Origin of the sequence: Streptomyces sp. NPDC048295 (assembly GCF_040652135.1) — a bacterium.
GTDB lineage: Bacteria > Actinomycetota > Actinomycetes > Streptomycetales > Streptomycetaceae > Streptomyces.
The window spans coordinates 47,751-68,966 of sequence record NZ_JBEZLL010000002.1; the positions used below are offsets into that span (position 1 = coordinate 47,751).

At 71.9% G+C, this 21,216-nt stretch carries 18 protein-coding genes and 1 pseudogene; 12 read left to right on the forward strand and 7 right to left on the reverse strand.

The features are described from left to right. Positions 1-36 precede the first annotated feature (36 nt). From AB0D53_RS02635 to AB0D53_RS02655, 5 genes are read left to right on the forward strand one after another with little or no spacing between them, the layout of a single operon-like run. Entirely contained in the window at positions 37-1,026 is a 990-nt protein-coding gene (locus AB0D53_RS02635) for a TauD/TfdA family dioxygenase (RefSeq protein ID WP_362438972.1), read from the forward strand. A gap of 44 nt (positions 1,027-1,070) precedes the next feature. Next, entirely contained in the window at positions 1,071-2,060 is a 990-nt protein-coding gene (locus AB0D53_RS02640; RefSeq protein ID WP_362438975.1) for an ornithine cyclodeaminase family protein, read from the forward strand. Continuing rightward, positions 2,051-3,415, forward strand: coding sequence for a Y4yA family PLP-dependent enzyme (locus AB0D53_RS02645; RefSeq protein ID WP_362438978.1), 1,365 nt, complete (start codon positions 2,051-2,053; stop codon positions 3,413-3,415). Before AB0D53_RS02640 ends, AB0D53_RS02645 begins: the two co-directional genes overlap by 10 nt. A 38-nt stretch (positions 3,416-3,453) precedes the next feature. Then, positions 3,454-4,485: a cysteine synthase family protein gene (locus tag AB0D53_RS02650; protein WP_362438981.1), complete on the forward strand. Its 1,032-nt coding sequence runs from the start codon at positions 3,454-3,456 to the stop codon at positions 4,483-4,485. A 6-nt stretch (positions 4,486-4,491) separates the two neighbouring features. Then, entirely contained in the window at positions 4,492-5,898 is a 1,407-nt protein-coding gene (locus AB0D53_RS02655) for an MATE family efflux transporter (RefSeq protein ID WP_362438984.1), read from the forward strand. Between the two features lie 73 nt (positions 5,899-5,971). Here AB0D53_RS02655 and AB0D53_RS02660 read toward each other — a convergent pair whose 3' ends face one another. Beyond that, positions 5,972-6,973, reverse strand: a complete 1,002-nt coding sequence (locus AB0D53_RS02660; RefSeq protein WP_362438987.1) for a M48 family metalloprotease — start codon at positions 6,971-6,973, stop codon at positions 5,972-5,974. After that, positions 6,970-7,353, reverse strand: coding sequence for a BlaI/MecI/CopY family transcriptional regulator (locus tag AB0D53_RS02665; RefSeq protein ID WP_362438990.1), 384 nt, complete (start codon positions 7,351-7,353; stop codon positions 6,970-6,972). Before AB0D53_RS02665 ends, AB0D53_RS02660 begins: the two co-directional genes overlap by 4 nt. 518 nt (positions 7,354-7,871) lie before the next feature. On the opposite strand from AB0D53_RS02665, the gene AB0D53_RS02670 reads away from it, so the two are divergent. Next, the gene (locus AB0D53_RS02670) at positions 7,872-8,084 is read left to right on the forward strand and encodes a hypothetical protein (RefSeq protein ID WP_362438993.1); all 213 of its coding nucleotides are present in this window, start codon (positions 7,872-7,874) and stop codon (positions 8,082-8,084) included. Between the two features lie 153 nt (positions 8,085-8,237). Here AB0D53_RS02670 and AB0D53_RS02675 read toward each other — a convergent pair whose 3' ends face one another. Next, complete coding sequence (locus tag AB0D53_RS02675) at positions 8,238-8,699, reverse strand: cyclic nucleotide-binding domain-containing protein (protein WP_362438996.1); 462 nt, start codon at positions 8,697-8,699, stop codon at positions 8,238-8,240. A 253-nt stretch (positions 8,700-8,952) separates the two neighbouring features. On the opposite strand from AB0D53_RS02675, the gene AB0D53_RS02680 reads away from it, so the two are divergent. Then, a complete protein-coding gene (locus AB0D53_RS02680) occupies positions 8,953-9,834 on the forward strand; it encodes a universal stress protein (RefSeq protein ID WP_362438999.1) in 882 nt (293 codons plus the stop codon). A gap of 132 nt (positions 9,835-9,966) precedes the next feature. Continuing rightward, positions 9,967-10,995, forward strand: coding sequence for a zinc-dependent alcohol dehydrogenase family protein (locus AB0D53_RS02685; protein ID WP_362439002.1), 1,029 nt, complete (start codon positions 9,967-9,969; stop codon positions 10,993-10,995). A gap of 18 nt (positions 10,996-11,013) precedes the next feature. Here the strand turns inward: AB0D53_RS02685 and AB0D53_RS02690 are convergent, their stop codons facing one another. After that, positions 11,014-11,475: a cyclic nucleotide-binding domain-containing protein gene (locus AB0D53_RS02690; protein ID WP_362439005.1), complete on the reverse strand. Its 462-nt coding sequence runs from the start codon at positions 11,473-11,475 to the stop codon at positions 11,014-11,016. Positions 11,476-11,622: 147 nt separating this feature from the next. After that, the gene (gene ppk2, locus AB0D53_RS02695) at positions 11,623-12,444 is read right to left on the reverse strand and encodes a polyphosphate kinase 2 (RefSeq protein ID WP_362439008.1); all 822 of its coding nucleotides are present in this window, start codon (positions 12,442-12,444) and stop codon (positions 11,623-11,625) included. A 202-nt stretch (positions 12,445-12,646) separates the two neighbouring features. Between ppk2 and AB0D53_RS02700 the strand changes: the two genes are divergently transcribed. The 4 genes and pseudogenes from AB0D53_RS02700 (at position 12,647) to AB0D53_RS02715 (ending at position 17,792) form a co-directional block, all read left to right on the forward strand. Then, entirely contained in the window at positions 12,647-13,522 is an 876-nt protein-coding gene (locus AB0D53_RS02700; protein ID WP_362439011.1) for a universal stress protein, read from the forward strand. 15 nt (positions 13,523-13,537) lie between these two features. Beyond that, positions 13,538-13,927 (forward strand): annotated as a pseudogene (locus AB0D53_RS02705) (oxygenase MpaB family protein); the annotation flags it as partial. 21 nt (positions 13,928-13,948) lie between these two features. Then, complete coding sequence (locus tag AB0D53_RS02710) at positions 13,949-16,195, forward strand: serine/threonine-protein kinase (RefSeq protein WP_362439014.1); 2,247 nt, start codon at positions 13,949-13,951, stop codon at positions 16,193-16,195. A gap of 52 nt (positions 16,196-16,247) precedes the next feature. Further along, entirely contained in the window at positions 16,248-17,792 is a 1,545-nt protein-coding gene (locus AB0D53_RS02715; RefSeq protein WP_362439017.1) for an NAD(P)/FAD-dependent oxidoreductase, read from the forward strand. Between the two features lie 9 nt (positions 17,793-17,801). Here AB0D53_RS02715 and AB0D53_RS02720 read toward each other — a convergent pair whose 3' ends face one another. Both AB0D53_RS02720 and AB0D53_RS02725 read right to left on the reverse strand, forming a co-directional pair. Next, positions 17,802-18,776 (reverse strand): alpha/beta fold hydrolase, encoded by a 975-nt coding sequence (locus AB0D53_RS02720; protein ID WP_362439020.1) that lies wholly within the window; start codon positions 18,774-18,776, stop codon positions 17,802-17,804. 4 nt (positions 18,777-18,780) lie between these two features. Beyond that, positions 18,781-21,213: a polysaccharide lyase 8 family protein gene (locus tag AB0D53_RS02725; RefSeq protein ID WP_362439023.1), complete on the reverse strand. Its 2,433-nt coding sequence runs from the start codon at positions 21,211-21,213 to the stop codon at positions 18,781-18,783. Positions 21,214-21,216: the final 3 nt, after the last annotated feature.

Consider the following 21,216-nt stretch of genomic DNA (forward strand, 5'->3'; position numbering starts at 1 on the left):
CCGCGCTCGCCCCGTCCTGCCCTGGAAGGTGCCACCGTGCCCATCTGCCCTGCCCCGGTACGCTCGCTCGACGCCGCAGCAGCAGCCGAACTGACCACCGTCGCAGCCGAGCTGCTCGCCGAGCACGGCTCCGCCACGGCGCCTGAACTCCTTGCTGTGCTTCCCGAGGCATGCGCCGCGCTCGGCGAAGACGTCCGCAGCGCACTGAGGCCCGTGGACACCGCCGACGGCCTGTTCGTCCTGCGCGGCCTGGGCCTCGACGACGCCGAGATCGGGCCCACCCCCGGTCACTGGTCGACCGTCGGCGGCGCAGGTGCCTCGTGGGACGTCGTCCTGCTGCTCGTCTCCGCCCTGATGGGCACACCGATCGCCTGGGACGGCCAGCAGGACGGCCGCTTCGTCCACAACATCGTTCCCTCGCCCGGGTACGAGAGCGAGCAGACCGGCGCGTCCAGCTCCGTCCTGCTCACCCCGCACACCGAGGACGCCTTCCACCCCGGCCGGGCACACCTTCTCCTGCTGTGCTGCATGCGCAACCACGACCGGATCGCCACCACCGCGGCCAGCATCCGCCTGGCCGGGCTCGCGGATGAGGACATCGCGCAGCTGAAGCGCCCGGTCGTGCCGATCCTGCCCGACGACGCCTACGAGCAGGCCCAGCAGTTCACCGGCCGGACCGCCCCCGTGCCGGCTCTCTCCGGCAGCGGCACCGGTCTGACCCTGCGCTTCGACCCCGCCTACACCCCGATCGAGGACGCCGACGGCACATGGCAGGAGGCATACCGGCGCCTGGAGGACGAACTCGCCCGGGTCTCGGTCGCGGTCAGCCTGGAGCCGGGCGATGTTCTGGTCGTCGACAACGACGTCGTCGTCCACGGCCGCGTGCCCTTCAAGGCCCGCTACGACGGCACCGACCGCTGGCTCAAGCGGGCCTCGGTCCGCGTCGAGGGCCGGCCCACCCGCCCGGCTGCCGAGGACGACGAGCACGGCTACGGCCAGGCCGCCCTCACCGCCTGGGCCTCCTGACCGTCCCTCACCGCCGTTGCTCCGCCACTTCGAAAGGACTCCTCATGGACCGGAACGACACCGCTCTGCGCGTACTGTCCACCAGCGACCTGGCCGGCCTGGAAATCAGCCTCGCCGATGTCGTCGACACCGTCGAACATGCCTACCGCACCCTTGCCGCAGGCCAGTCCGACAACCCGCGCAAACTCACCGTCAAGCCGGCCGACGGCCACTCCGTCTCCTACGCCATGCTCGGCCGCGACGGCGCCCGGGAGGTCGTCGCCGTCAAGACCTCGTACAAGCACGGCCTGCACGAGAGCCGTGACAAGCAGCACTACTACACGACCCTGACCATCTACGACGACGTCACCGGCCTGCCGGTCGCGATGATGGACTGCTCGCGCATCGGGTCCCTGCGCACCCCGGCCGTCTCCGCGCTCCTGGCCCGCGAGTGCGCCGCACCCGGCGCCACCACCGCGCTCGTGATCGGCACCGGCACCCAGGGCCGCCTCGCCCTGCCGTTCCTGCTGACCACCCTGCCGGGCCTGGAACGGCTGCTCCTGTCCGGCACCCACCCCGACGGCATCGACGCGGTCCGCGCCGAACTCGCCCACCACTTCCCCGGCCGCGACATCGAACTGGTCACCGACCTCAGCCGCGCCGCCCGGGACGCCGACGTCATCGTCGCCACCGCCGGCGCCCACACCCCCGCCGCCATCGAGGCCGAGGCCCTCAAGCCCGGCGCGACGTCGATCCTCGTCGGCCACGGCCTGGCCCCCTCCACCCTGCACCGCGCCGACCGGGTCATCGCCACCAGCGAGGCCCAGATGCGCGTGACCGGCACCGACATGGCCGCTGCCGACGGCAGCTTCCCGCCCGTCGACCTGGAACTGCCGGTCATCATCTCGGACGCCTCCAAGGCCCGTACCTCACCCGAGCAGCGGATCTTCGCCTACAACAGCGGCCTCGTCGTCACCGACATCGCTCTGGGACACCGCTTCGCCCAGCTCGCCGCCGCCCAGAACCTCGGCACGGAGATATCCCTGTGGACGTGACCTCCTGGCCGACGCTCCCGGCCCTTCCTGATCCAGCCACCGACGCCGTCGTCGCCGGCGGGCTCGCCGCCGAACTCGCCCACGCCTTCGGCGGACCGTTCCACTTCCTGCTGCCCGACGCCTTCACCGCCAACCTCACCGCCATGCAGGCGGCCCTCACCGAGGCCGACGTGGACGGTTTCGTGTACTTCGCGAAGAAGGCCAACAAGGCCGCTGTCTTCGTCGAGCGCGCCTCCGCAGGCGGCGCCGGCGTGGACGTCGCCTCCGCCGCCGAACTGCGCGAAGCGCTCGGCCACGGCGTACGGGGCGAACACCTCATGGTCACCGGGCCGGCCAAGGACCGTCTCCTGCTGCACCTGGCCGGTACCCACGGTGCCACCATCGCCGTGGATGCCCTGGACGAACTCGACCAGATGATCGCCGTGGCGCGGGCCGGCCGCTTCCGGCCCGCCCGCGTGCTCCTGCGCGTACTTCCCGACAGCCGGTCCCACTCCCGATTCGGGCTGGACGACACCGAACTGGCCACCGCCCTCGAACGCTGCCTGGACGCCGGTGACGCGATCCGGATGGACGGCTTCAGCTTCCACCTGTCCGGCTACGCCCTCCAGCCCCGCGCCGACCTCGCCGCCCGTCTGGTGGACCTCTGCCTCACCGCCCGGCTCCAGGGCCTGGAAGCCGGACGGATCTCCATCGGCGGCGGGCTGCCCGTCAACTACACCGACGCCGACAGCTGGCACGCCTTCCTCGCCGCCCAGAACCCCGCCCACTACCACGCGCGCAAAACGTTCCGTACCGGCGACTTCTATCCCTACCACTCGCCCGTCGCCGGCTCCGAAGCCCTCACCGCTCTCCTCGCGACCCACCCGAAGGGAGCGGACCGCAGCCTGGCAGAACTGATCAAGAACGCCGGGATCAAGCTCCTGCTCGAACCCGGCCGGGCCCTGCTCGACCGGGCCGGCGCCACCGTGTTCCGCATCCAGGGAGTCAAGGAGCGCGACGGCTACCGGATCGTGACGGTCGACGGCACCAGCCTGAGCCTGTCCGAGCAGTGGTTCAACAGCGAGTACCTCCCCGATCCGCAGTTGATTCCCCACGCCCCCGTCACAGCCCCCGGGGTGTATCCGGCGAGCGTGGGCGCCGCCACCTGTCTCGAATCGGACATGCTCACCTGGCGCAAGGCAGCCTTCCCGTACCCGCCGAAACCCGGTGATCTGCTGCTCTACCCGAACACGGCCGGCTATCAGATGGACTCCAACGAGTCCCCCTTCCACGACCTGCCACTGCCTCCCAAGGTCGTCGTCGACCGCACCGAAGAGCCCCGGCCGCGCTGGCGCCTCGACCGCCACTTCAGCTGAACCACGCCCGCACGCCCCGCCGTTACCAGGAGCCCCTGATGTCCGGAGCCCTCCAACGTCCCGCCGTCGTCACCCGAATCTCCGACCTGATCGGCTACACCCCCCTGCTGGAGCTCGCCGCCACCGAGACCGGCAGCCGCCTGCTGCTGAAGCTGGAGATGTTCAACCCCACCGGCACCGCGAAGATCCGCATGGCCCGCGCCATGATCGACGCCGCCGAAGCCGCAGGCGACCTGCGCCCCGGCGGCCGGATCATCGAATCCACCTCCGGCAACACCGGCCTCGGCCTGTCCGTCATCGCCGCCGAACGCGGCTACACCTTCACGGCCGTCGTCGACAACCACGCCGCCGCCGACAAGCTCCGCGCCATGAAGGCGCTGGGCACCGAACTCGTCCACGTCGAGGTCGGCAACGACGGCGAAGAGCTCCACACCGCCGCCCGCGAGGAACTCGCCGAGGACATGGCCCGCGGCCAGGACAACGTCATCTTCACCGAACAGCACAACAACCCCGCCAACGGCGTCGGCTACTTCCCCGTCGCCCACGAACTCGCCGAAGCCCTCGACGGCAGGATCGACATCCTCATCGCCGCCGTCGGCACCGGCGGCGGCCTGTGCGGCACCGGCCAGGAACTGCGCACGCTCGTACCCGGGTTCACCACCATCGGCGTCGAACCCAGAGGATCGATCGCCTTCGGTGGCCCCGCCCACGACTACTACCAGTCCGGCACCGGCACTCCCGAAGGCGCCGAGATCGGTGCCCTGGTCGACTTCGACCTCATCGACGAAGGCGTCAAGGTCGGCGACATCGAGGCCTTCGCCACCTGCCGCGCCGTCGCCAGGACCGGACTGCTCATCGGCGGCTCCGCCGGCGGCGTCGTCTACGAAGCCCTGACCCGCCTGCCCTCGATGCCGCCCGGTACCACTATGGTCGCGCTGATCAACGACGGAGGGGAGAAGTACATGGACACCGTCTTCAACGACGACTGGATGACCGAACGCAATCTCCTCAGCCCCGAGGTCGAACGCGAAGTGGACGAACACCTCACCAAGCTCCGCAGGAACCGGTAACCCCTGATGCTGACCACCCTCCTCCGCGACAGCCGCGCCCTTGCCACCCTCGCCGTCCCGCTCATCCTCACCCAGCTCGCACAGGTCGCCCTGACGACCACCGACACTGTGATGATGGGCCTGCTCGGCACCACAGAACTCGCGGCCGGCGGCCTCGCCATCGTCATCTTCAACCAGATCCGCACCATGGGTGTCGGCCTGATCACCTCCGTCGGCAACCAGATCGCCGCCGCGGCCGCCCGCGCCGAGAGCGCCGGCACCGGTGGCGACGGAAACCTGGAGGAGACAGCACACCACGAGGTCCGGACCATCGTCCGCGCCGGCCTGGCCGTCGCCACCCTCGCCGGCCTCGCCGGCGCGCTCATCATGATCCTCATCGGGCACACGCTGACCTGGCTCGGCCAGGACGCCGCCGTCGTCGACCTCACGAAGACGATGATCTACGCCCTCGCCCCCGGCCTGCTGCCCTGCTTGTGGTTCCAGGCCATCCGCCAGTTCACCGTCGGCATGCGGCGCCCCCAGGCACTCCTGCACATCACCCTCGCCTCCATCGCCGTCAACACAGCCCTGAACTGGATCCTCATCCACGGCACCTTCGGCCTGCCCCGCCTCGGCCTCACCGGTGTCGGCACCGCCACCTCCACCGTCTACCTGCTGTCCTTCCTGGCCCTCTACCTCGCCGCGAAGAAGGACACCCAGCTCGCGCCCTTCCTCACGCTCGACATCGCACGCACCGACGCCGCCACCGTGAAACGGCTCCTCGGCCTCGGCGTCCCCATCGCCGCCACCTACGGATCCGAAGCCGGATTCTTCTCCGTCACCGCTCTCATGGCCGGGTCCTTCGGACCCGACGCCCTCGCCGCCCACACCGCCGTCAACCAGCTCGTCTACATCGTCTTCCAGGTCGCGGTCGGCCTCTCCCACGCCGCGTCCATCAATGTCAGCCGCGAACTCGCCCTCGGTAACCGTGCCGCCGCCCGCCGGATCAAGAACACCGCCCTGGCCTGCGCGGCCGCCGTCATGACCGTCGTCGGAACCGTCTACCTCACCCTGCCCGGAATCGTCCTGGCGCCCTTCCTCGACAGCGGCTCCGACCAGGCCCTCACCATCGCCACGCACCTGCTGATCGTCACTGCCTTCCTGCAGTTCTTCGACTGCACCCAGAACATCGGCGTCGGCCTCCTGCGCGGCCTCGACGACACCAGGAGCGGCTTCCGCATCACCCTCATCGGCTACTGGGCCATCGGCCTGCCCGCCACCTGGCTCCTCGCCTACGCCCTCGGCCTCGACACCCTCGGCATCTGGCTCGGCCTCCTCACCGGCCTCGCCGCCACGGCACTGCTCCTGCTGCGCCGCTACAACACCGCGCTCGCCGCCGCCACCGGGCTGGAGCCCGCCCCCACGACCGCCTGATACCGCACGGGCAGCAAAAAGCCCCTTCACCAGGCCGGTGTCCAGGACACGACCGGTGAAGGGGCCACGACCGCTAGGCCGCACCGGACCCGAACAAAGCGTGCACCGCGCTCCACAGCCCGGAGCAGCCGGACGGCGTCCCGAGCAGCTGCCGTGCCGCGTACTCCACGTACTCGTGCAGCCCGTAAGCCAGTGCGAGAACCGCCACCGCCGCGACGGCCACCGTCCCCGCCAGGGCGACGACGCCGGCCAGGCGGGCACCACCGCGCGGGGCCACTGGCCCGGGCAGGAGGAGAGCCTCGACACGCAGCGGCACGGGCCCGCTCGTCGCCGACAGCAGCGGATACCCGCTGACACGGCCACGTGGCGCCCCCGCCAGCGCTGCCCGGGCGATTGCCGCAGCCGCCAGCCGCCGGTCACCCACAACCGCGGCCGCATCCTCGTCCGCCCAGCGCTCCAGGTGAAAGACCATCGCCTCCCGCAGGCTTCCGAGCGCGGGATGGATCACAGCGGCCAGATCGGCCAGCGCCGACAGCAGATGATGACGTCCGGCCAGGTGTGCCCGCTCGTGAGCCAGGAGCACCTCGCGCTCGCTCGCCTTCAGCGTCCGCACCGTCCCGGACGTCACCACGACCCGTCCCCGGCGCCCCCGGTAGCCGGGAAGTGCGAAGGCATCCACATCAGTTCCCGGAATCACCAGTAGATCCCCGTCCCCTGTGCCCTCGTCCGCCACCAGCCACGCGCGTCGCAGCAGCGAACGGTACTGGGACCAGCGCCGCACCAGCAGCACCAACTGCACCAGCATCACTGCTCCGGCCGCGCAGGCGACCGGAACCGCTGCCGGCCACACCTCCAGCACACGTGCCAGAGAAAGACGCTCCAGCGAGGCGAGAAACGGCACATGGAACAGGCCGATCAATGCGGAGACCGTCCCGCCGGCCAGCGCGATCGATGCACCCGCCAGTACCCAGCACGCCCAGCGGGGCGGCAGCATGTCGGCGAGACGCCCGGCAACGACCGCACCGCCCCACGGAATCGCTAGTGTCAGGACGATCAGGAACAGCACGTACGTCACGCAGAGTCTTCCTCGGCCTCAAGAAGAAGACGCCGGAGTATCTCCTCGTCGTCCTCGGACAGGGCCGACACGAACCGCTTCAGCACCAGGTCCCGCTGCGGCTCGCTCTCCAGCTCGCGGCGCATCCGGCCGGCGACGAGCCCAGGCGAGTCGACCACAGGCTCATAGGCGAAACCGCGCCCCGCCGGGACGCGGCGCAGGGTGCCCTTCTCGTACAGACGGACCAGGATGGTGGCAGTCGTGGTCCGGGCCAGGCCTCTGCCCACCGTCGCGTTCACCTCCCGTGCGGTCATTGGCCTGCCCGACTGCCACAGCACGGCCAGCACGTCCGCCACGAGTTCACCGTGCGGACGTCTTGCGTCCGCGCCTTTGCCCAACATCCTTCTCCTGTCCTCGCGCACCCGAGCGGCATGCTTCGTCCCACTTGCCCCCACGCCGGGGGCGACCACAGTGCTGCAGGTGAATTCTGCGGACCCTCTAAGGTATGCCTAATCTACTGCTCCCGGTGGACGGCGAGGTCAGCCCTTCGTCACCACCGGCCGCGCCCCGCTCTGTTCGCCGGTCAGGTGCCGGAGACATCCGGTCACGCGCGGCCCGTGTGGGGCCCACTCCATGGCCGGCGAACGCCGCCCGCTCACCGAAGAGCGGACTCGACGGGTGCACGCGTTCGGCAGGATCGCCCCGTGCCAGAGGAGAGGACGGCGACCCCGGCAACCTCGGCCGATCGGGGGCACGCTGCGGAAGGGGGTATTCCGCTCCGATGTCCGTTCACCCGTCGCCCCGCGCCGGAGACTGATGGGTCACCGTCCGCCGGGGTGACATCCTCGGCTTCGTCGCCGACTCTCCGAACTACGGCGTGGACCGGGAAGTCGCTGTGATCGTCAGGTGCCCGAGCTTCGTGAACTCGATCGACGGCAGATGGGTCGGCGAGCTCTCAGCCAGGACCGTGACCTCATGGGCGAACCTCTCCGCTGTCGGCCAAGGGGTGCATTTCCCCTGGCCGGGCTTCGAGTTGAGCGTTGCCGATGAGGTGGCCCGGGCCGCCGGCGCCGAGGCCGGGGCCCGCAGCGCCCTGAATTCCGCCAACACGGTGCGCCCTCGACCGTCGTGACGTCTCGTCGGGCGATACCGGTGTCCGTGTCAGGCCCCGCACAGCTCCGAGCACGTAGTCCACGGGGCCGCCGATGAAGGTGCCCCGCGTCCGCGGCTCATGGCTCGCCCGTGACCACCGGGCCGGCTGCCCGTCGCGGCGGACGACAGCCGTTCAGGTCTCGGGCGCCTCGGCGCGGGGGCCGTACAGCTGAAGCAGCCGGGTCCGTGTTCCGTACAGGCGCTCCGCGACCGTCTCGGCGACGAACCTGTACACCGCCCGGCCCAGTGCCGCATCGGCCTCGCACAGCGAGCGGACGGCGGCGGCATCGAACTCCACGGCCTGCCCCGCCTGGATCACCCGCGCACCCAGGTGCCACACATGCGGCGGGAAGAGCCAGGACCAGCCCAGCAGCTCGTCGCGTCCCAGTGTCTCGACGACCGCCGCACGGCGGCCGGGCACATGGAGGTCGACCTCGACCTGCCCCGAGCGGATGACCCAGAAGCGGTCGGCCCTCCTGCCCTCCTCGAAGAGCCGCGCGCCGAGAACCAGCGGCACTTCGCGGGACGCCTTGTCGAGCAGACGGGCCCTGCTCTCGGGCGGGATCACATCGAGCAGACTTCTGGCCGTCGACATGGAACCTCCGTTCCTGGCAAGCGGTGTGTATCCGCACGCCCCTTCCGAACGATATGCGCGCTCCCGGCGAGGCGCTCGGCCCGTGCCGCGCGCTGCCGCCCCCTCCATCGTGCACCGCACGGGAAGCGCGGCGCCCGGGCCGACCGGCCCCGCTCCGTGACCCGCTCGGCCCCTGCCCGCGGGCTCCGCGCTGCGCGGTGGGGCGGCGAGGCCGGATCATGACGGAGGAAGTGCCTCACTTCGAGGAGGGACCATGGACAGCACTCGACCGAGCGTGACCGTGACAGGGCCGGTCGTGGTCGGCACCGACGGATCCGGCCAGGCGACGCGGGCCGTGCGGTGGGCCGCCCGCGAGGCGGCTGCCCGCGGCCGGCCGCTGCGGATCGTGTACGCGACCGGGACCAGCCACGGCGGTCTGTACCTCTCCCCGGAGGACATCAAGCAGATCGACGGATTCGCCGAGGGCGTGCTGGAGGAGGCCGCCGCACTCGCAGGCCGGCTCGCTCCCGCCGTCCCCGTGACGACGGCTCTGTGCGAGGACGAGACCACGGCCTGCCTGCTCGGCGAAGCCGGTCCCGATGCCACGATCGTCGTGGGCTCCCGTGGACGCGGGGGATTCGCCTCCCTGCTGGTCGGATCGGACTCGCTCCGGGTGGCCGCACGATCCCCCGTCCCGGTGGTCGTCGTGCCGAGCGGTGACGACCGCGAACCGGCCGGTGCCGTACTGGCGGCGGTACGGGACGAGCACGACGGGGAAACGCTGCGCATCGCCGCCGCTCTGGCCGCCCGCGAAGGTGTCACGCTGCGGGTGCTCAACGCATGGGTCTTCCTCGAGAACGTCGGCAGCATGGTGACGATGCTCGACGGTGTGGACCGGCTCGCCGCGGACCGCGCGGCCGGGACGGCCCGGCTGGTCGAGCCCGTGCGCGAGGACTTCCCGGAACTCGACGTGACCGAGCACACCGTCCGGACCGGGTCCGTCTCCGAGGCACTGGTGGCGGCGACCGCCGACGCCGACATGATCGTCGTCGGAACCCGCCGGCGTTCCCACCCCATCGGCTCTCCGCTCGGCCGGGTGACACACGCTGTCCTGCACCACGCGCGATGCCCGGTCGTCCTCGTACCCCACACCTGATCGCCGCGGCCGCGCTCCTCGGCTGTCCGGGACGACGGCGCCGCGGCGGGACGCGTGGTGCGAAACGGCCGCCGGGCGCCGTTCCCGCGGCGAGCGTTTGCCGGGTTCGTCCTGCGGCGTCAGGCTGGGAACATGGTGCCGGAGCCGGCTTCGGACGTGCTGACCGGATGGGCTGTCGAGAGCCCTGGTCCGATGGCGGACGGCCCGCTGGTCCCCGTGCGGCGTGCGCTGCCCTCGCCGGGGCCCGGTGAACTGCTGCTGAGGGTGGAGGCGTGCGGCGTCTGCCGTACCGATCTGCACCTCGCCGAGGGCGATCTGAGCCCGCACCGGGCGTCGACCGTTCCCGGTCATGAGATCGTCGGCCGGGTGGCCGCCGTCGGCGAGCGGGTCACGGGCTTCCGGGCCGGTGACCGGGCCGGTGGGGCGTGGCTGCGCAGCACCTGCGGCCACTGCCGCTACTGCCGGGCCGGTCGCGAGAACCTCTGCCCGGCCTCCCTCTACACCGGCTGGGACGCGGACGGCGGTTTCGCCGACGTCACCCTCGTACCGGCCGACTATGCCTACCGGCTCCCGGAGGACCAGGACGCCGTGCGACTGGCACCGCTGCTGTGCGCCGGGATCATCGGTTACCGGGCTCTGCGCCGCAGCGCCCTGCCGCCCGGTGGCAGGCTCGGGATCTACGGCTTCGGGGCCTCGGCCCATCTGGCGGCGCAGGTCGCCCTGGCCGAAGGGGCGAGAGTGCACGTGCTGACCCGTTCGGCACGGGCCCGTGAACTCGCCCTCGATCTGGGCGCCTCCTCCGCCGGCGGCGCGTACGGGCGCCCGCCCGAACCACTGGACTCGGCGATCCTGTTCGCACCGGTCGGTGATCTGGTGCCCGTGGCGCTGGAGGCACTGGACCGTTCGGGGACGCTCGCCGTCGCGGGCATCCACCTCAGCGACATCCCCGTGCTCGACTACCGGCGCCACCTCTTCGAGGAACGCGATCTGCGCAGCGTCACCTCCAACACCCGGCAGGACGGCCGGGACTTCCTGGACACGGCCGCGCGGATCGGCATCCGGGTCACCGTCAGCCCCTATCCGCTGAGCCGTGCCGACCGGGCCCTGAGCGACCTGGCCGCCGACCGGGTCAGCGGTGCCGCCGTGCTCGTGCCCGGATGACCCGCCGCACGGGCGGACTCACGCGAACCCGCCGCTGCCATGAGGGGCGTAGAGATCGAGCAGGCGGATCCGGGTGGCCTGCAACCGGTGGGCGAGGACCTCCCCGACCCACTGGCCGATGGCCGAACCGAAGGCGGGATCCGCGTCCATCATCATGCGTACGGTCTCCGCGTCGAACTCATGGGTACGGACAGGTGTCATCGCCTCCGCGCCGAGGTGCCAGATGTAGGGCTTGAACAGCCAGGCCCAGCCGACCAGTTCACCGGAACCGAGGCTCTCGATCGCAACCGGGGCGCTGCCCGGCACACGGATGTCCAGGGTGACGGTGCCCGAGCGCAGGATCCAGAAGCTGTTCGCGTGGTCCCCCTCCTGGAAGAGACGGGTCCCCTGGGCGAAATTCACCTCTTGCCCGGTCCCCATCAGGCGGGCGCGGTACTCGGCGGGCAGGGCTGTCGTGATGCGAGTCGGAGAACCGATCATCGGTGGCCTCCTCAGTAGTCCCCGGTGTCAGCGTCGCCGGGCGGCCCGTTCACGGACATTTGGGGCGTCCGGCCCCTCCACTATCGTCTCCCGCGCCGCGTGGGGCCAAATGGACGCCGGGGCGGCGACGCGCAGATCCGTTCCCCGTCACTTCCCGAGGCGCGACGCGTGGTCGGGGACGTACGTCTGGAGGTCTCTCGGCGGCCGCTCGTACCCGGTGGCCGGAGGCCGCGGGGGCAGTTCGATCACCGGCGGGTCGACCGTCGCGTACGGCACGGTCGACAGCAGGTGGGCGATCATGTTCAGCCGGGCCCGGCGCTTGTCGTCGCTCTCGACGACGTACCACGGAGCCTCCGAGATGTCGGTGTGGACGAACATCTCGTCCTTCGCCCGCGAATAGGCTTCCCAGCGCGTGATCGACTCCAGGTCCATCGGCGAGAGCTTCCACCGGCGGGTGGGATCCTGCAGCCTGCGCCGGAACCGCTCCTCCTGCACCGCGTCGCTGACCGAGAACCAGTACTTGCGCAGCAGGATGCCGTCCTCCACCAGCATCCGCTCGAAGATCGGGCACTGGCGCAGGAACCGCTGGTGTTCCTCCATGGTGCAGAAACCCATGACCCGCTCGACACCGGCGCGGTTGTACCAGCTCCGGTCGAGCAGGACCATTTCCCCCGCGGCCGGAAGGTGCTCGACGTAGCGCTGGAAGTACCACTGGCCACGCTCGCGCTCGGTGGGCCGCGGCAGCGCGACGATCCGTGCCACCCGGGGGTTGAGATGCTCGGTGACGCGCTTGATCGTGCTGCCCTTGCCCGCCGCGTCACGTCCCTCGAACACCACGACGAGCCGTGCGCCTTCGGCGCGTACCCACTCCTGGAGCTTCACCAGCTCGGTCTGGAGCCGGTACAGCTCACGTTCGTACAGCGAGCGCGGCAGCTTCCCGGGTGTGCCCGGGCTCTTCTCGTCCGACATGGGACGACGTTACGGAGGAGACCCTGCCCGAAGTCAAGCGTCAGCGCCGGACGGGCTTCGCGACGATGCGCAGGGTCCGGCATGCGGCACCGGGAGAATTGCGGTACTCCTCGAATGAGGAGAAGCCGGGCAGGCGGACCCGCTCGCCCTCGTTCCGGCGTTCACGAGGCTGTTCGAGACTGACGGGACGGAGACAGTCGTCATGGAGCCAGTCGTCACCGTGGGCCTCGACGGCTCACCCGAGAGCCTTGCCGCCGCCCGCTGGGCCGCCGACGAAGCCGAGCGGCGCAGGCTCACGCTGCGTCTGCTGCACGCGTGGCCTCTGCTGGTGCCGGAGCCGGCCCATGTCCCGGCGGAGATGGACCAGAACTACTGGGCGCGGCGGATCGTGCACAAGGCGCGGGCGGAGCTCCAGAAGGGTCATCCGGGCCTCACCGTCGTCGGCAGCCTGATTGCCGACGACGCGGAGCACGCGCTGCTGCAAGCGGCCTCGGAGTCCGAGATGACGGTGCTCGGATCGCGCGGGCTCGTCCCCGTCGAGAGCTATTTCCTCGGAGACATCAGCATGCCCGTCGTGGCGCGGGCCGACGGGCCGGTGGTGCTGGTACGCGCCGGGTCCGGCGGACCGGGGCCGCAGCACGCACCGGCGGGGGAGGGCGGCGTCGTGGTGGCGCTGAAACTGCAGGGCCCCGGCGACCACCTCCTCGCCTTCGCCTTCACCAGCGCCGCCGCGCGCGGTGTGCCCCTCCGGGTCGTCCACGGGCAGAGCCTGCCGGTGGCCGCCTACACACCCTGGGGGGTGGACCACGACGTGACGGACGAAATGGCCCAGGACGCGCGGAAGAAGCTCGATCGGATCCTGGGCCCCTGGCGGGACAGGTTCCCGCACGTGGAGGTGGACGACGGCATCGTCCTCGAAAGCCCCGCCAAGGCCGTCGTGGGCGCCGCCCACGGCGCCGGGCTGCTGGTCGTCGGCCGGCGCAAGCACCGTCCAGCCCCGGCCCCGCACCTGGGCTCCGTCGCCCAGGCAGCCATTCATCACGCCCGCTGCCCCGTCGCCGTCGTCCCCCACACCTGACCGGGCGATGGCTGCTTCGAACGGATGCGGCCCCGGCTCGCCGCGTCCCCCGAAGCGGCGGACGCCGACGACTTCCTGCGCCGGCCCCCCGTCCACCCGCTGCTCGTACCGGCGCATGCACTGCTGTGGCGGCGCGTCGCGGCACTCGCCTACCGGTCACTGCCCCCGTACGCCCATGAGCTCTACGGCAGACCCGCCGGCCCGGCACCCACCGTCGACCGCCGCCTGCGCGTCGCGGGGAACGTGCTGCGCCGCATCCCCGCCCGGCTCCGCCGGCGGCTCCCGCCCGGTCACATTCTGAACGCGATGGCCCGGCTCGGCCCCGGCAGCCGCCCCGCCCCGTACAAACTGCGCGGCGGGGCCGCCATACTGGACGGGCCGGGGAGGGCGCGGGAACAGGCGTAACGACGGGGGCGACAGCAGGCGATGGCGGACACCAGGCTGATCCAGAGCCGGTACCGGCTGCTCGATCTGATCGGGCGCGGAGGCATGGGTGAGGTGTGGCGCGCCCATGACGAGTCGCTCGGCCGTCATGTCGCCGTCAAGTGTCTCAAGCCGATGGGGCCGCAACAGGACCAGTCCTTCACCCGCGTCCTGCGCGAACGCTTCCGCCGCGAGGCCCGGGTCGCCGCCTCGCTCCAGCACCGCGGCGTCACCGTCGTCCATGACTTCGGCGAGCACGAAGGCGTCCTCTACCTGGTCATGGAGCTCCTCGACGGCCGCAACCTCAGCCAGCTCCTGGAGGACAACAAACAGCATCCGCTGCCGGTGCCCGATGTCGTCGACATCGCCGAACAGGTCGCCGACGCCCTCGGCTACACCCACCAGCAGGGCATCGTGCACCGGGATCTCAAACCCGCCAACATCATGCGGCTGGCCGACGGAACGGTGAAGATCTGCGACTTCGGCATCGCCCGGCTGGGCCACGACATCGGCTTCACCTCCCGCCTCACCGGCACCGGCATCGCCATGGGAACCCCGCACTACATGTCGCCCGAGCAGATCAGCGGCGGCCAGGTCGACCACCGCAGCGACCTCTACTCCCTGGGCTGTGTGCTGTACGAGATCGCCACCGGAGCACCGCCGTTCGACCTCGACGACGCCTGGGCCGTCCTCGTCGGACACCGCGACACCCAGCCCCGGCCGCTGCGCACCCACCGGGCCGAACTCCCGGGCTTCTTCGAGCGCGTCGTCCTGGAACTGCTGGCCAAGACCCCCGAGGAGCGGCCCGTCGACGCGGGCGACCTGCGCCGGCGGATCATCGTCGGCCGCACCGGCGAGCAGCCGCACCTGCCGTCCACCGGGCAGGTACGGCTCGCCCCTCCTGTCCCCGTCGTGCTCCCCGGGCAGCAGCTGCCGGCCTGGACCCACGGCATGACCACCGGACACAAGGCGACCGGCGCCCGCCCCGGGCTCGCCCCGCCCGACCACTCCGCCGGCCTCACCGGCGAGTGGACCACCGGCACCGACAGGCGTGGCCTCACCGGCGAACTGCCACCGGTCGCGGCCGAGCGCCCCACCCCGTCGCCGGAACTGCTGTCCGTCCTCGCCGGCCGGCACAGTGCGGGCCTCAACCTGGGCCGGCTCGGACACTGGGAGGAGGCCGGCGAGGTGCACCGCGCGGTCGCCGCCGAACGCGAGCACGCCCTCGGCCCCGACCACCCCGACACCCTCGCCAGCCGGTACGAGATCGGTTTCACCCTCAGCCGCACCGGACGCGCCTCGGACGCCCTGCGGGAGTTCGACCGGGTCGCCCGTGGCCGTGAGCGCAGCCTGGGCCCCGACCACCCGGACACCCTGGCCGCCCGCCAGGAGGCGGCGTACGTGCTGGGCCGGCTGGGCCGGCACTTCGAGGCCCACCAGGCGTACGCGGAGGTCCTCGCCTCCCGGGAGCGCTCGATGGGGCCCGATCACCCCGACACCCTGCGGTGCCGCCACAACCTCGCCTTCAACCTCAGCAGGCTCGGCCGCCTGGAGGACTCGTACCGGATGGCCAGGGACGTGGCGTCGGCCCGCAGCCGGCTGCTCGGCGCCGACCACCCCGACACCCTGGTCACGCTCTACGAGGTGGCGTACACACTGGGCAGGCTGGGGCGCTGGACGGAGGCCCTGCAGGCCTACCGGGAGGTCGCCCGGGCCCGGGCGAGGTCGCTCGGCGCCGACCACCCCGACACACTCGCCGCCCGCTACGAGGTCGGCATCAGCCTCGGCCGCCTGGGCCGCAGCACGGAGGCCCTGGAGCTCTACCGCGCCCTGGTGGAGGACCGGACCAGGGTGGGCGGCCCCGCCGACCCCGAGACGCTCCGCGCCCGCCACGGCCTCGGCGTCAACCTGGGTCGCCTCGCCCGCTGGGAGGAGTCCCTCACCGAGGCCCGCGACGTGTGCGCGATCCGCGAAAGGGTCCTGGGCCCCGACCATCCCGACACCCTCGTCAGCCGCCGCGAGGTCGCCGTCGGCCTCGGCTGGCTCGGCCGCTGGGCCGACGCACTCACCGTCTACCGCACGGTCGCCGCGGCCCGCGAACGGCTCCTGGGCCCCGGCCACCCCGACACACTCGCCGCCCGCAACGACGAGGCGCACTGCCTGGAGCAGCTCGGCCGCGGGACGGAGGCCGCCGAGCTGTACCGGCAGGTCGCCGCGGTGCGCGGCGGGCAGCAGGCGTCGCCGCACTGAGCGGGAGCCACGGCCTCTGGTCAGGGGCGATCGTGCCGTGCTACGAAGAGTCATGCCCGCACCCGACAGCTATGACGCAGTGATCGTGGGCGGCGGCCACAACGGCCTGGTCGCCGCCGCCTACCTCGCCCGCGCCGGACAGTCCGTCCTGGTCCTGGAGCGCCTGGCCACCACCGGGGGAGCGGCCGTGTCGACCCGCCCCTTCGACGGGGTCGACGCCCGCCTGTCGCGCTACTCGTACCTGGTGTCCCTGCTCCCGCAGAAGATCGTCAGCGATCTCGGACTGGACTTCGCCGTACGGAAGCGGACCGTTTCCTCGTACACCCCGGCCATGCGCGGCGGCCGCGCCACCGGCCTGCTCGTCGGCGGCGAGCGCACCCGCGACTCCTTCGCCGCGCTCACCGGATCCGACCGGGAGTACGAGGCGTGGCAGCGGTTCTACGGCATGACACGGCACGTCGCCGAACGGGTCTTCCCGACCCTCACCGAGCCGCTGCCCGGCCGCGACGTCCTGCGTGAGCGGATCGGTCACCCGGAGGCCTGGCGGGCGCTCTTCGAGGAGCCCATCGGCGTCGCCGTCGAGAAGAACTTCACCGACGACCTGGTACGCGGAGTCGTCCTCACCGACGCGCTGATCGGCACCTTCGCCGACGCGCACGACCCGACGCTGCTCCAGAACCGCTGCTTCCTGTACCACGTCATCGGCGGCTCCACCGGCGACTGGGACGTTCCCGTCGGCGGCATGGGCGCGCTCACCGACGCCCTTGCCCGGTCCGCCCGCGCGGCCGGGGCACAGATCCGTGTCCGGCACGAGGCGATCCGGATCGAGACCGACGGAACACGGGCCGAGGTCACCGTCCGCTCACCCGATGCGGAACAGGTCGTCGCGGCACGCAAGGTCCTGGTCAACGCCTCGCCGCAGGCGCTCGCCGCCCTCCTCGGGGACGAACCGCCCGCCCCGGCCGAGGGCGCGCAGCTGAAGGTGAACATGCTGCTGACCCGGCTGCCCCGGCTGCGCGACCGCTCCGTCGATCCGCGCGAGGCCTTCGCCGGGACGTTCCACATCGCCGAGGGGTACGGGCAGCTCGCCGACGCCTACCGGGACGCCGCGGCGGGGCGGCTGCCCGCCGCCCCGCCGTCCGAGATCTACTGCCACTCGCTGACCGACCCGTCGATCCTCGGACCGGACCTCGCCGCCCGCGGCTACCAGACCCTCACCCTCTTCGGCCTGCACACCCCCGCCCGGCTCTTCACCGCCGACAACGCGGCGACCCGGGCCGAACTGCTGGCGGCGACCCTCGCCCAGCTCGACGCGCACCTGGACGAGCCGGTCACCGACTGCCTGGCCCGCGACGAGAACGGCGAGCCGTGCATCGAGGCGAAGACCCCGCTCGACCTGGAGCGGGATCTGCGGCTGCCCGGCGGCCACATCTTCCACCGGGACCTCGCCTTCCCCTGCGCCACGGAGTCCACCGGCCGGTGGGGTGTGGAGACGGCACACGCCAATGTGCTGCTGTGCGGGGCCGGCGCGGTGCGCGGCGGCGGGGTCAGCGGGGTCCCCGGCCACAACGCCGCGATGGCGGCGCTGGGCCGGTGACCGGGGCCACTACCGGCCGAACACGCCCCGCAGCGCGCCGAGCTTGCGCGGCAGGTCGTGCTCGGCGCCGCCCTCGTGCCCGTTGTACGTGAACACCTCGATCTGCGCCGGACCCGCGTAGCGGTGGTACGCGGCGAACACCGTGGACGAGGGACAGATCTTGTCCATCAGGCCGACCGAGAACCACGCCGGGGCGGTGGCGCGTGCCGCGAAGTTGACCCCGTCGAAGTAGGACAGGGTCACCATCGCCTCGTCGATCCGGAAGCGGTGCCCGGACAGCCAGCGGGCGATCTCCGCGTACGGCCCGGCGTCCGTGATCTGCGAGGCACGCCGGTAATGGCAGAGGAACGGCACATCCGCGACGGCCGCCACGACGTCGTCCCGCAGCCCGGCGACGGCCAGCGCCAGCCCGCCGCCCTGGCTGCCGCCGAGCACCGCCACCCGCGAGGCGTCCACCGCCTCATGGGCCTTCGCCGCGTCCACCGCCCGCACCGCGTCCGTGATCAGCCGCCGGTAGTAGTGGCGGTACGGGTCCTCGATGCCCCGGGTCAGGAAGCCGGGCGAGGAGGAGCCGTGCCCGTCCGGGCCGATGTCCGGGGTGTCCGCGGTGTTCTTGCCGCCGCCGCCCTGGCCCCGGTTGTCCATCACCAGATGCGCGTACCCGAGCGCGCTCCAGGTCAGCCAGGAGTACGGAATGCCCCTGCCGCCGTTGTAGCCGATGTACTGCACCACGGCGGGCAGCGGGCCCGAACGGGTCTTCGGCAGCAGCAGCCAGGCCTTCACCGCCTGCCCGCCCCAGCCCCGGAACGTCACGTCGAACACGTCGACGGTCGCGAATCCGGCGTCGTACGGGACGAACGCGGCGTCCAGGTCGTGGCGGGCCGTCTCGGTGAGCGTCTTCTCCCAGAAGGCGTCGAAGTCGGCCGGCTCCTCCGGTTCCGGCCGGTAGTCGCGCAGCCGGTCCAGAGGCATGTCGAACAGCAAGGGTCTAGCTCCTCTTCAGGGTGAGGTTGAGGGTTGCGCCATGGCGTCCGGCGGTGTCGGCGGTGATGCGGATGCCGTCGCCGGTGGCCGCGGCGCCGACACCCGGATCGGCGGAGACGACGCTCAGGCCGCGCTGCGCCAGGTCCAGTACGACCGAGGTCCGCAGCTGGGTCGGGTCGGACAGCGCCACCTTCACGGTCTTCCCGTCCGGGCGCACCAGCACCGAGGCGGGGCCGTCCGAGGTCAGGTCACGCACGGTCCCGGCGGTCCAGAAGTTGGCGGCGACCAGCCCGTCCGCGCAGCGCTGCACCGCGTGCACGGCGGTGGAGCGGGCGATCAGCTTCACCGGCGGCGCGGACGACCACTGCTCGGTCCGTTCGGCCGAGGCCGCCGGGGCCTGGAGCCAGTAGTAGCCCGCCCCGCCCGGTGCGGTGCCGTGGTCCTGCCAGAGCGTCAGATACGGGCGGGTGACCGAGGTGTCCGTGCCGTACTTGAGGTTGATCTCGCGCCAGGTCGCGGTGCGTTCCTCGCGCAGACCGTTCAGCGCGACGGGCTCGGGGAAGATGTAGCCGCCGGTTCCGGCCAGATGCAGCCACCGGACCTGGTCGAGCCGGGCCGACCAGCCGGCGTCCGTCGGCGCCGCCGTGCCGTTGACGAGCAGGGCCGCCCCGGGGTCGCGCAGCTTCCGGTTCTCCACCACGGTCTCGGCCGTGCCCGCGTCCGCGCCGATGCCCGAGCCGACGCAGGCGATCACGTCGTCCAGGCAGAACCAGCTCTTGAGTCCGTGCAGCGAACTGCCGTACGCGCGCAACTCCATGCCGTACGCGCCGAGCGTGGTGCCCGGCAGCGCGGTGCCACCCGCCCAGTCGGCCGTGCTGGTGGTGCGCTGACCGGCCGCGTCCGCCGGGCGCCCGGCGATGACGGTGGTGCCGGGCAGCCGGGCCGGGTCGACGGTCGGCCAGTAGTCCTCGCTGTAGTGCCCGAGGTCGTCGGTGTAGAGCAGGACCATGCCGTCGGAGAGGTGCCAGGCGTGCAGGTTCTCGTTCTGGATCGACTCGTAGTTGTAGATCCGGGAGGAGTAGGCGGAGATGCCGAGCGAGAAGGACGGCCGGCGGTGGGCCGCCTTGTCCATCCGCGGATGCTGCTTGTGCGCGACCAGCGGCCCCCGGGCCGGCACCGGGGAGGCGATGACCTGCCGGGCGGCGACCAGCGAGGCCAGGTCGGTGACGGCCAGGAAGTCCCGGTAGGTGTCCTCGGCGATCCACTGCTTGACCAGGGCGGTGAAGCGGTCGGCGGTCTCGCCCGGGAAGCTCGGGATCAGGCGCACCACCGCCTCGATGACCGTCTGCGCCGACACATGGCCCTGCTTGCTGGGGCGGGCGATCTCGCGCCCGCACACCGACGCCATCACGTCGCCGCGCACCAGCAGCGGGTCGAAGCCGTCGTCGACCCAGCCGCGGATGTTGTCGAGGTCGGGGTCGGTGACCGTCCACGCGGTTCCGGCGAGGAGATTCAGCAGCCGGGAGAGGTTGTTCAGCAGCTCCTTGCCGTATCCGCCGTTGTACGGATGCTTGTAGTGCTGGAGGAACGAACCGTCGGAGTAGAAGCCCTCGCCGGTGCCCTCCGCCGCGGCGCTCGCGTCGTTGAAGGCGAGGACGCTGTTGGCGCCCGAACCCTCGACGTCCGAAAGAGCGTCACGGACCCGGGCCAGATCGTCGCCCGTGCCGGTGAGCACCGCGTTGACGGCGACCACGGTGGAGATCCACACCCGGTTGGCACCGGTGGCGATCTGCCGGTCGGCCCGCCAGAGGTTCGGGTCGGGTGTGTAGTGCCGCACGGCCGCGGTGATCCGGCCCAGCCGCTCCGTCCCGAGCGCGTCGTACAGCAGCACGGCCGCGTCGTTGAGGGCGAGCGCGGAGCCGATCTCCCAGTCCCAGTCGTTGTCGAACCGGGTGTGGCCGGGGCCGTAGCGGTTGGTCAGCATCCAGTCGAGACCGGCGAGCAGCAGATCGCGCAGCGCGGTGTCGCCGTACTGCGGGGTGCCGGGCACGGCCCACGCGGTCGCTGCCGTGGCGAGCCGTTTGAACGACGTCGTCACGTGGTTGGAGAGCGTGGTGCTGGTCAGATCGGGGAACAGCCCGTCGTTCCGGGCCGGGTCGAGGCCCTTGACCGAGGTGGTCGCGGCCTTGCCGGTCCTGGCCACGGCCGCGGCGATCTGCGGGTCCGTCAGGTCGAGGCCGGGGCCACCGGTGAGCAGGGTGTGCCAGCGGGTGCGCAGGGCGGTGGGGTCGTCGATGACGGCGGGTCCGTCCGCCGCGTGCGCGGTGCCCGGGGCGGCGGTGAGGGTGAGCGGCAGCGCGGCGGCCGCGCCGAGGGCCGCCGCGCCGGCGAGAACGGTGCGCCGGGTGGTGCCCGGAGTGGTGCCTGGGTTCGTCATGCG

Bases quoted from the DNA above. Each gene is read 5' to 3' on its own strand.
- AB0D53_RS02640 (WP_362438975.1), top strand. From the start codon at position 1,071: ATGGACCGGAACGACACCGCTCTGCGCGTACTGTCCACCAGCGACCTG.
- AB0D53_RS02650 (WP_362438981.1), top strand. From the start codon at position 3,454: ATGTCCGGAGCCCTCCAACGTCCCGCCGTCGTCACCCGAATCTCCGAC.
- AB0D53_RS02655 (WP_362438984.1), top strand. From the start codon at position 4,492: ATGCTGACCACCCTCCTCCGCGACAGCCGCGCCCTTGCCACCCTCGCC.
- AB0D53_RS02665 (WP_362438990.1), bottom strand. From the start codon at position 7,353: ATGTTGGGCAAAGGCGCGGACGCAAGACGTCCGCACGGTGAACTCGTG.
- AB0D53_RS02675 (WP_362438996.1), bottom strand. From the start codon at position 8,699: ATGTCGACGGCCAGAAGTCTGCTCGATGTGATCCCGCCCGAGAGCAGG.
- AB0D53_RS02680 (WP_362438999.1), top strand. From the start codon at position 8,953: ATGGACAGCACTCGACCGAGCGTGACCGTGACAGGGCCGGTCGTGGTC.
- AB0D53_RS02685 (WP_362439002.1), top strand. From the start codon at position 9,967: ATGGTGCCGGAGCCGGCTTCGGACGTGCTGACCGGATGGGCTGTCGAG.
- AB0D53_RS02690 (WP_362439005.1), bottom strand. From the start codon at position 11,475: ATGATCGGTTCTCCGACTCGCATCACGACAGCCCTGCCCGCCGAGTAC.
- ppk2 (WP_362439008.1), bottom strand. From the start codon at position 12,444: ATGTCGGACGAGAAGAGCCCGGGCACACCCGGGAAGCTGCCGCGCTCG.
- AB0D53_RS02700 (WP_362439011.1), top strand. From the start codon at position 12,647: ATGGAGCCAGTCGTCACCGTGGGCCTCGACGGCTCACCCGAGAGCCTT.
- AB0D53_RS02710 (WP_362439014.1), top strand. From the start codon at position 13,949: ATGGCGGACACCAGGCTGATCCAGAGCCGGTACCGGCTGCTCGATCTG.
- AB0D53_RS02715 (WP_362439017.1), top strand. From the start codon at position 16,248: ATGCCCGCACCCGACAGCTATGACGCAGTGATCGTGGGCGGCGGCCAC.
- AB0D53_RS02725 (WP_362439023.1), bottom strand. From the start codon at position 21,213: ATGACGAACCCAGGCACCACTCCGGGCACCACCCGGCGCACCGTTCTC.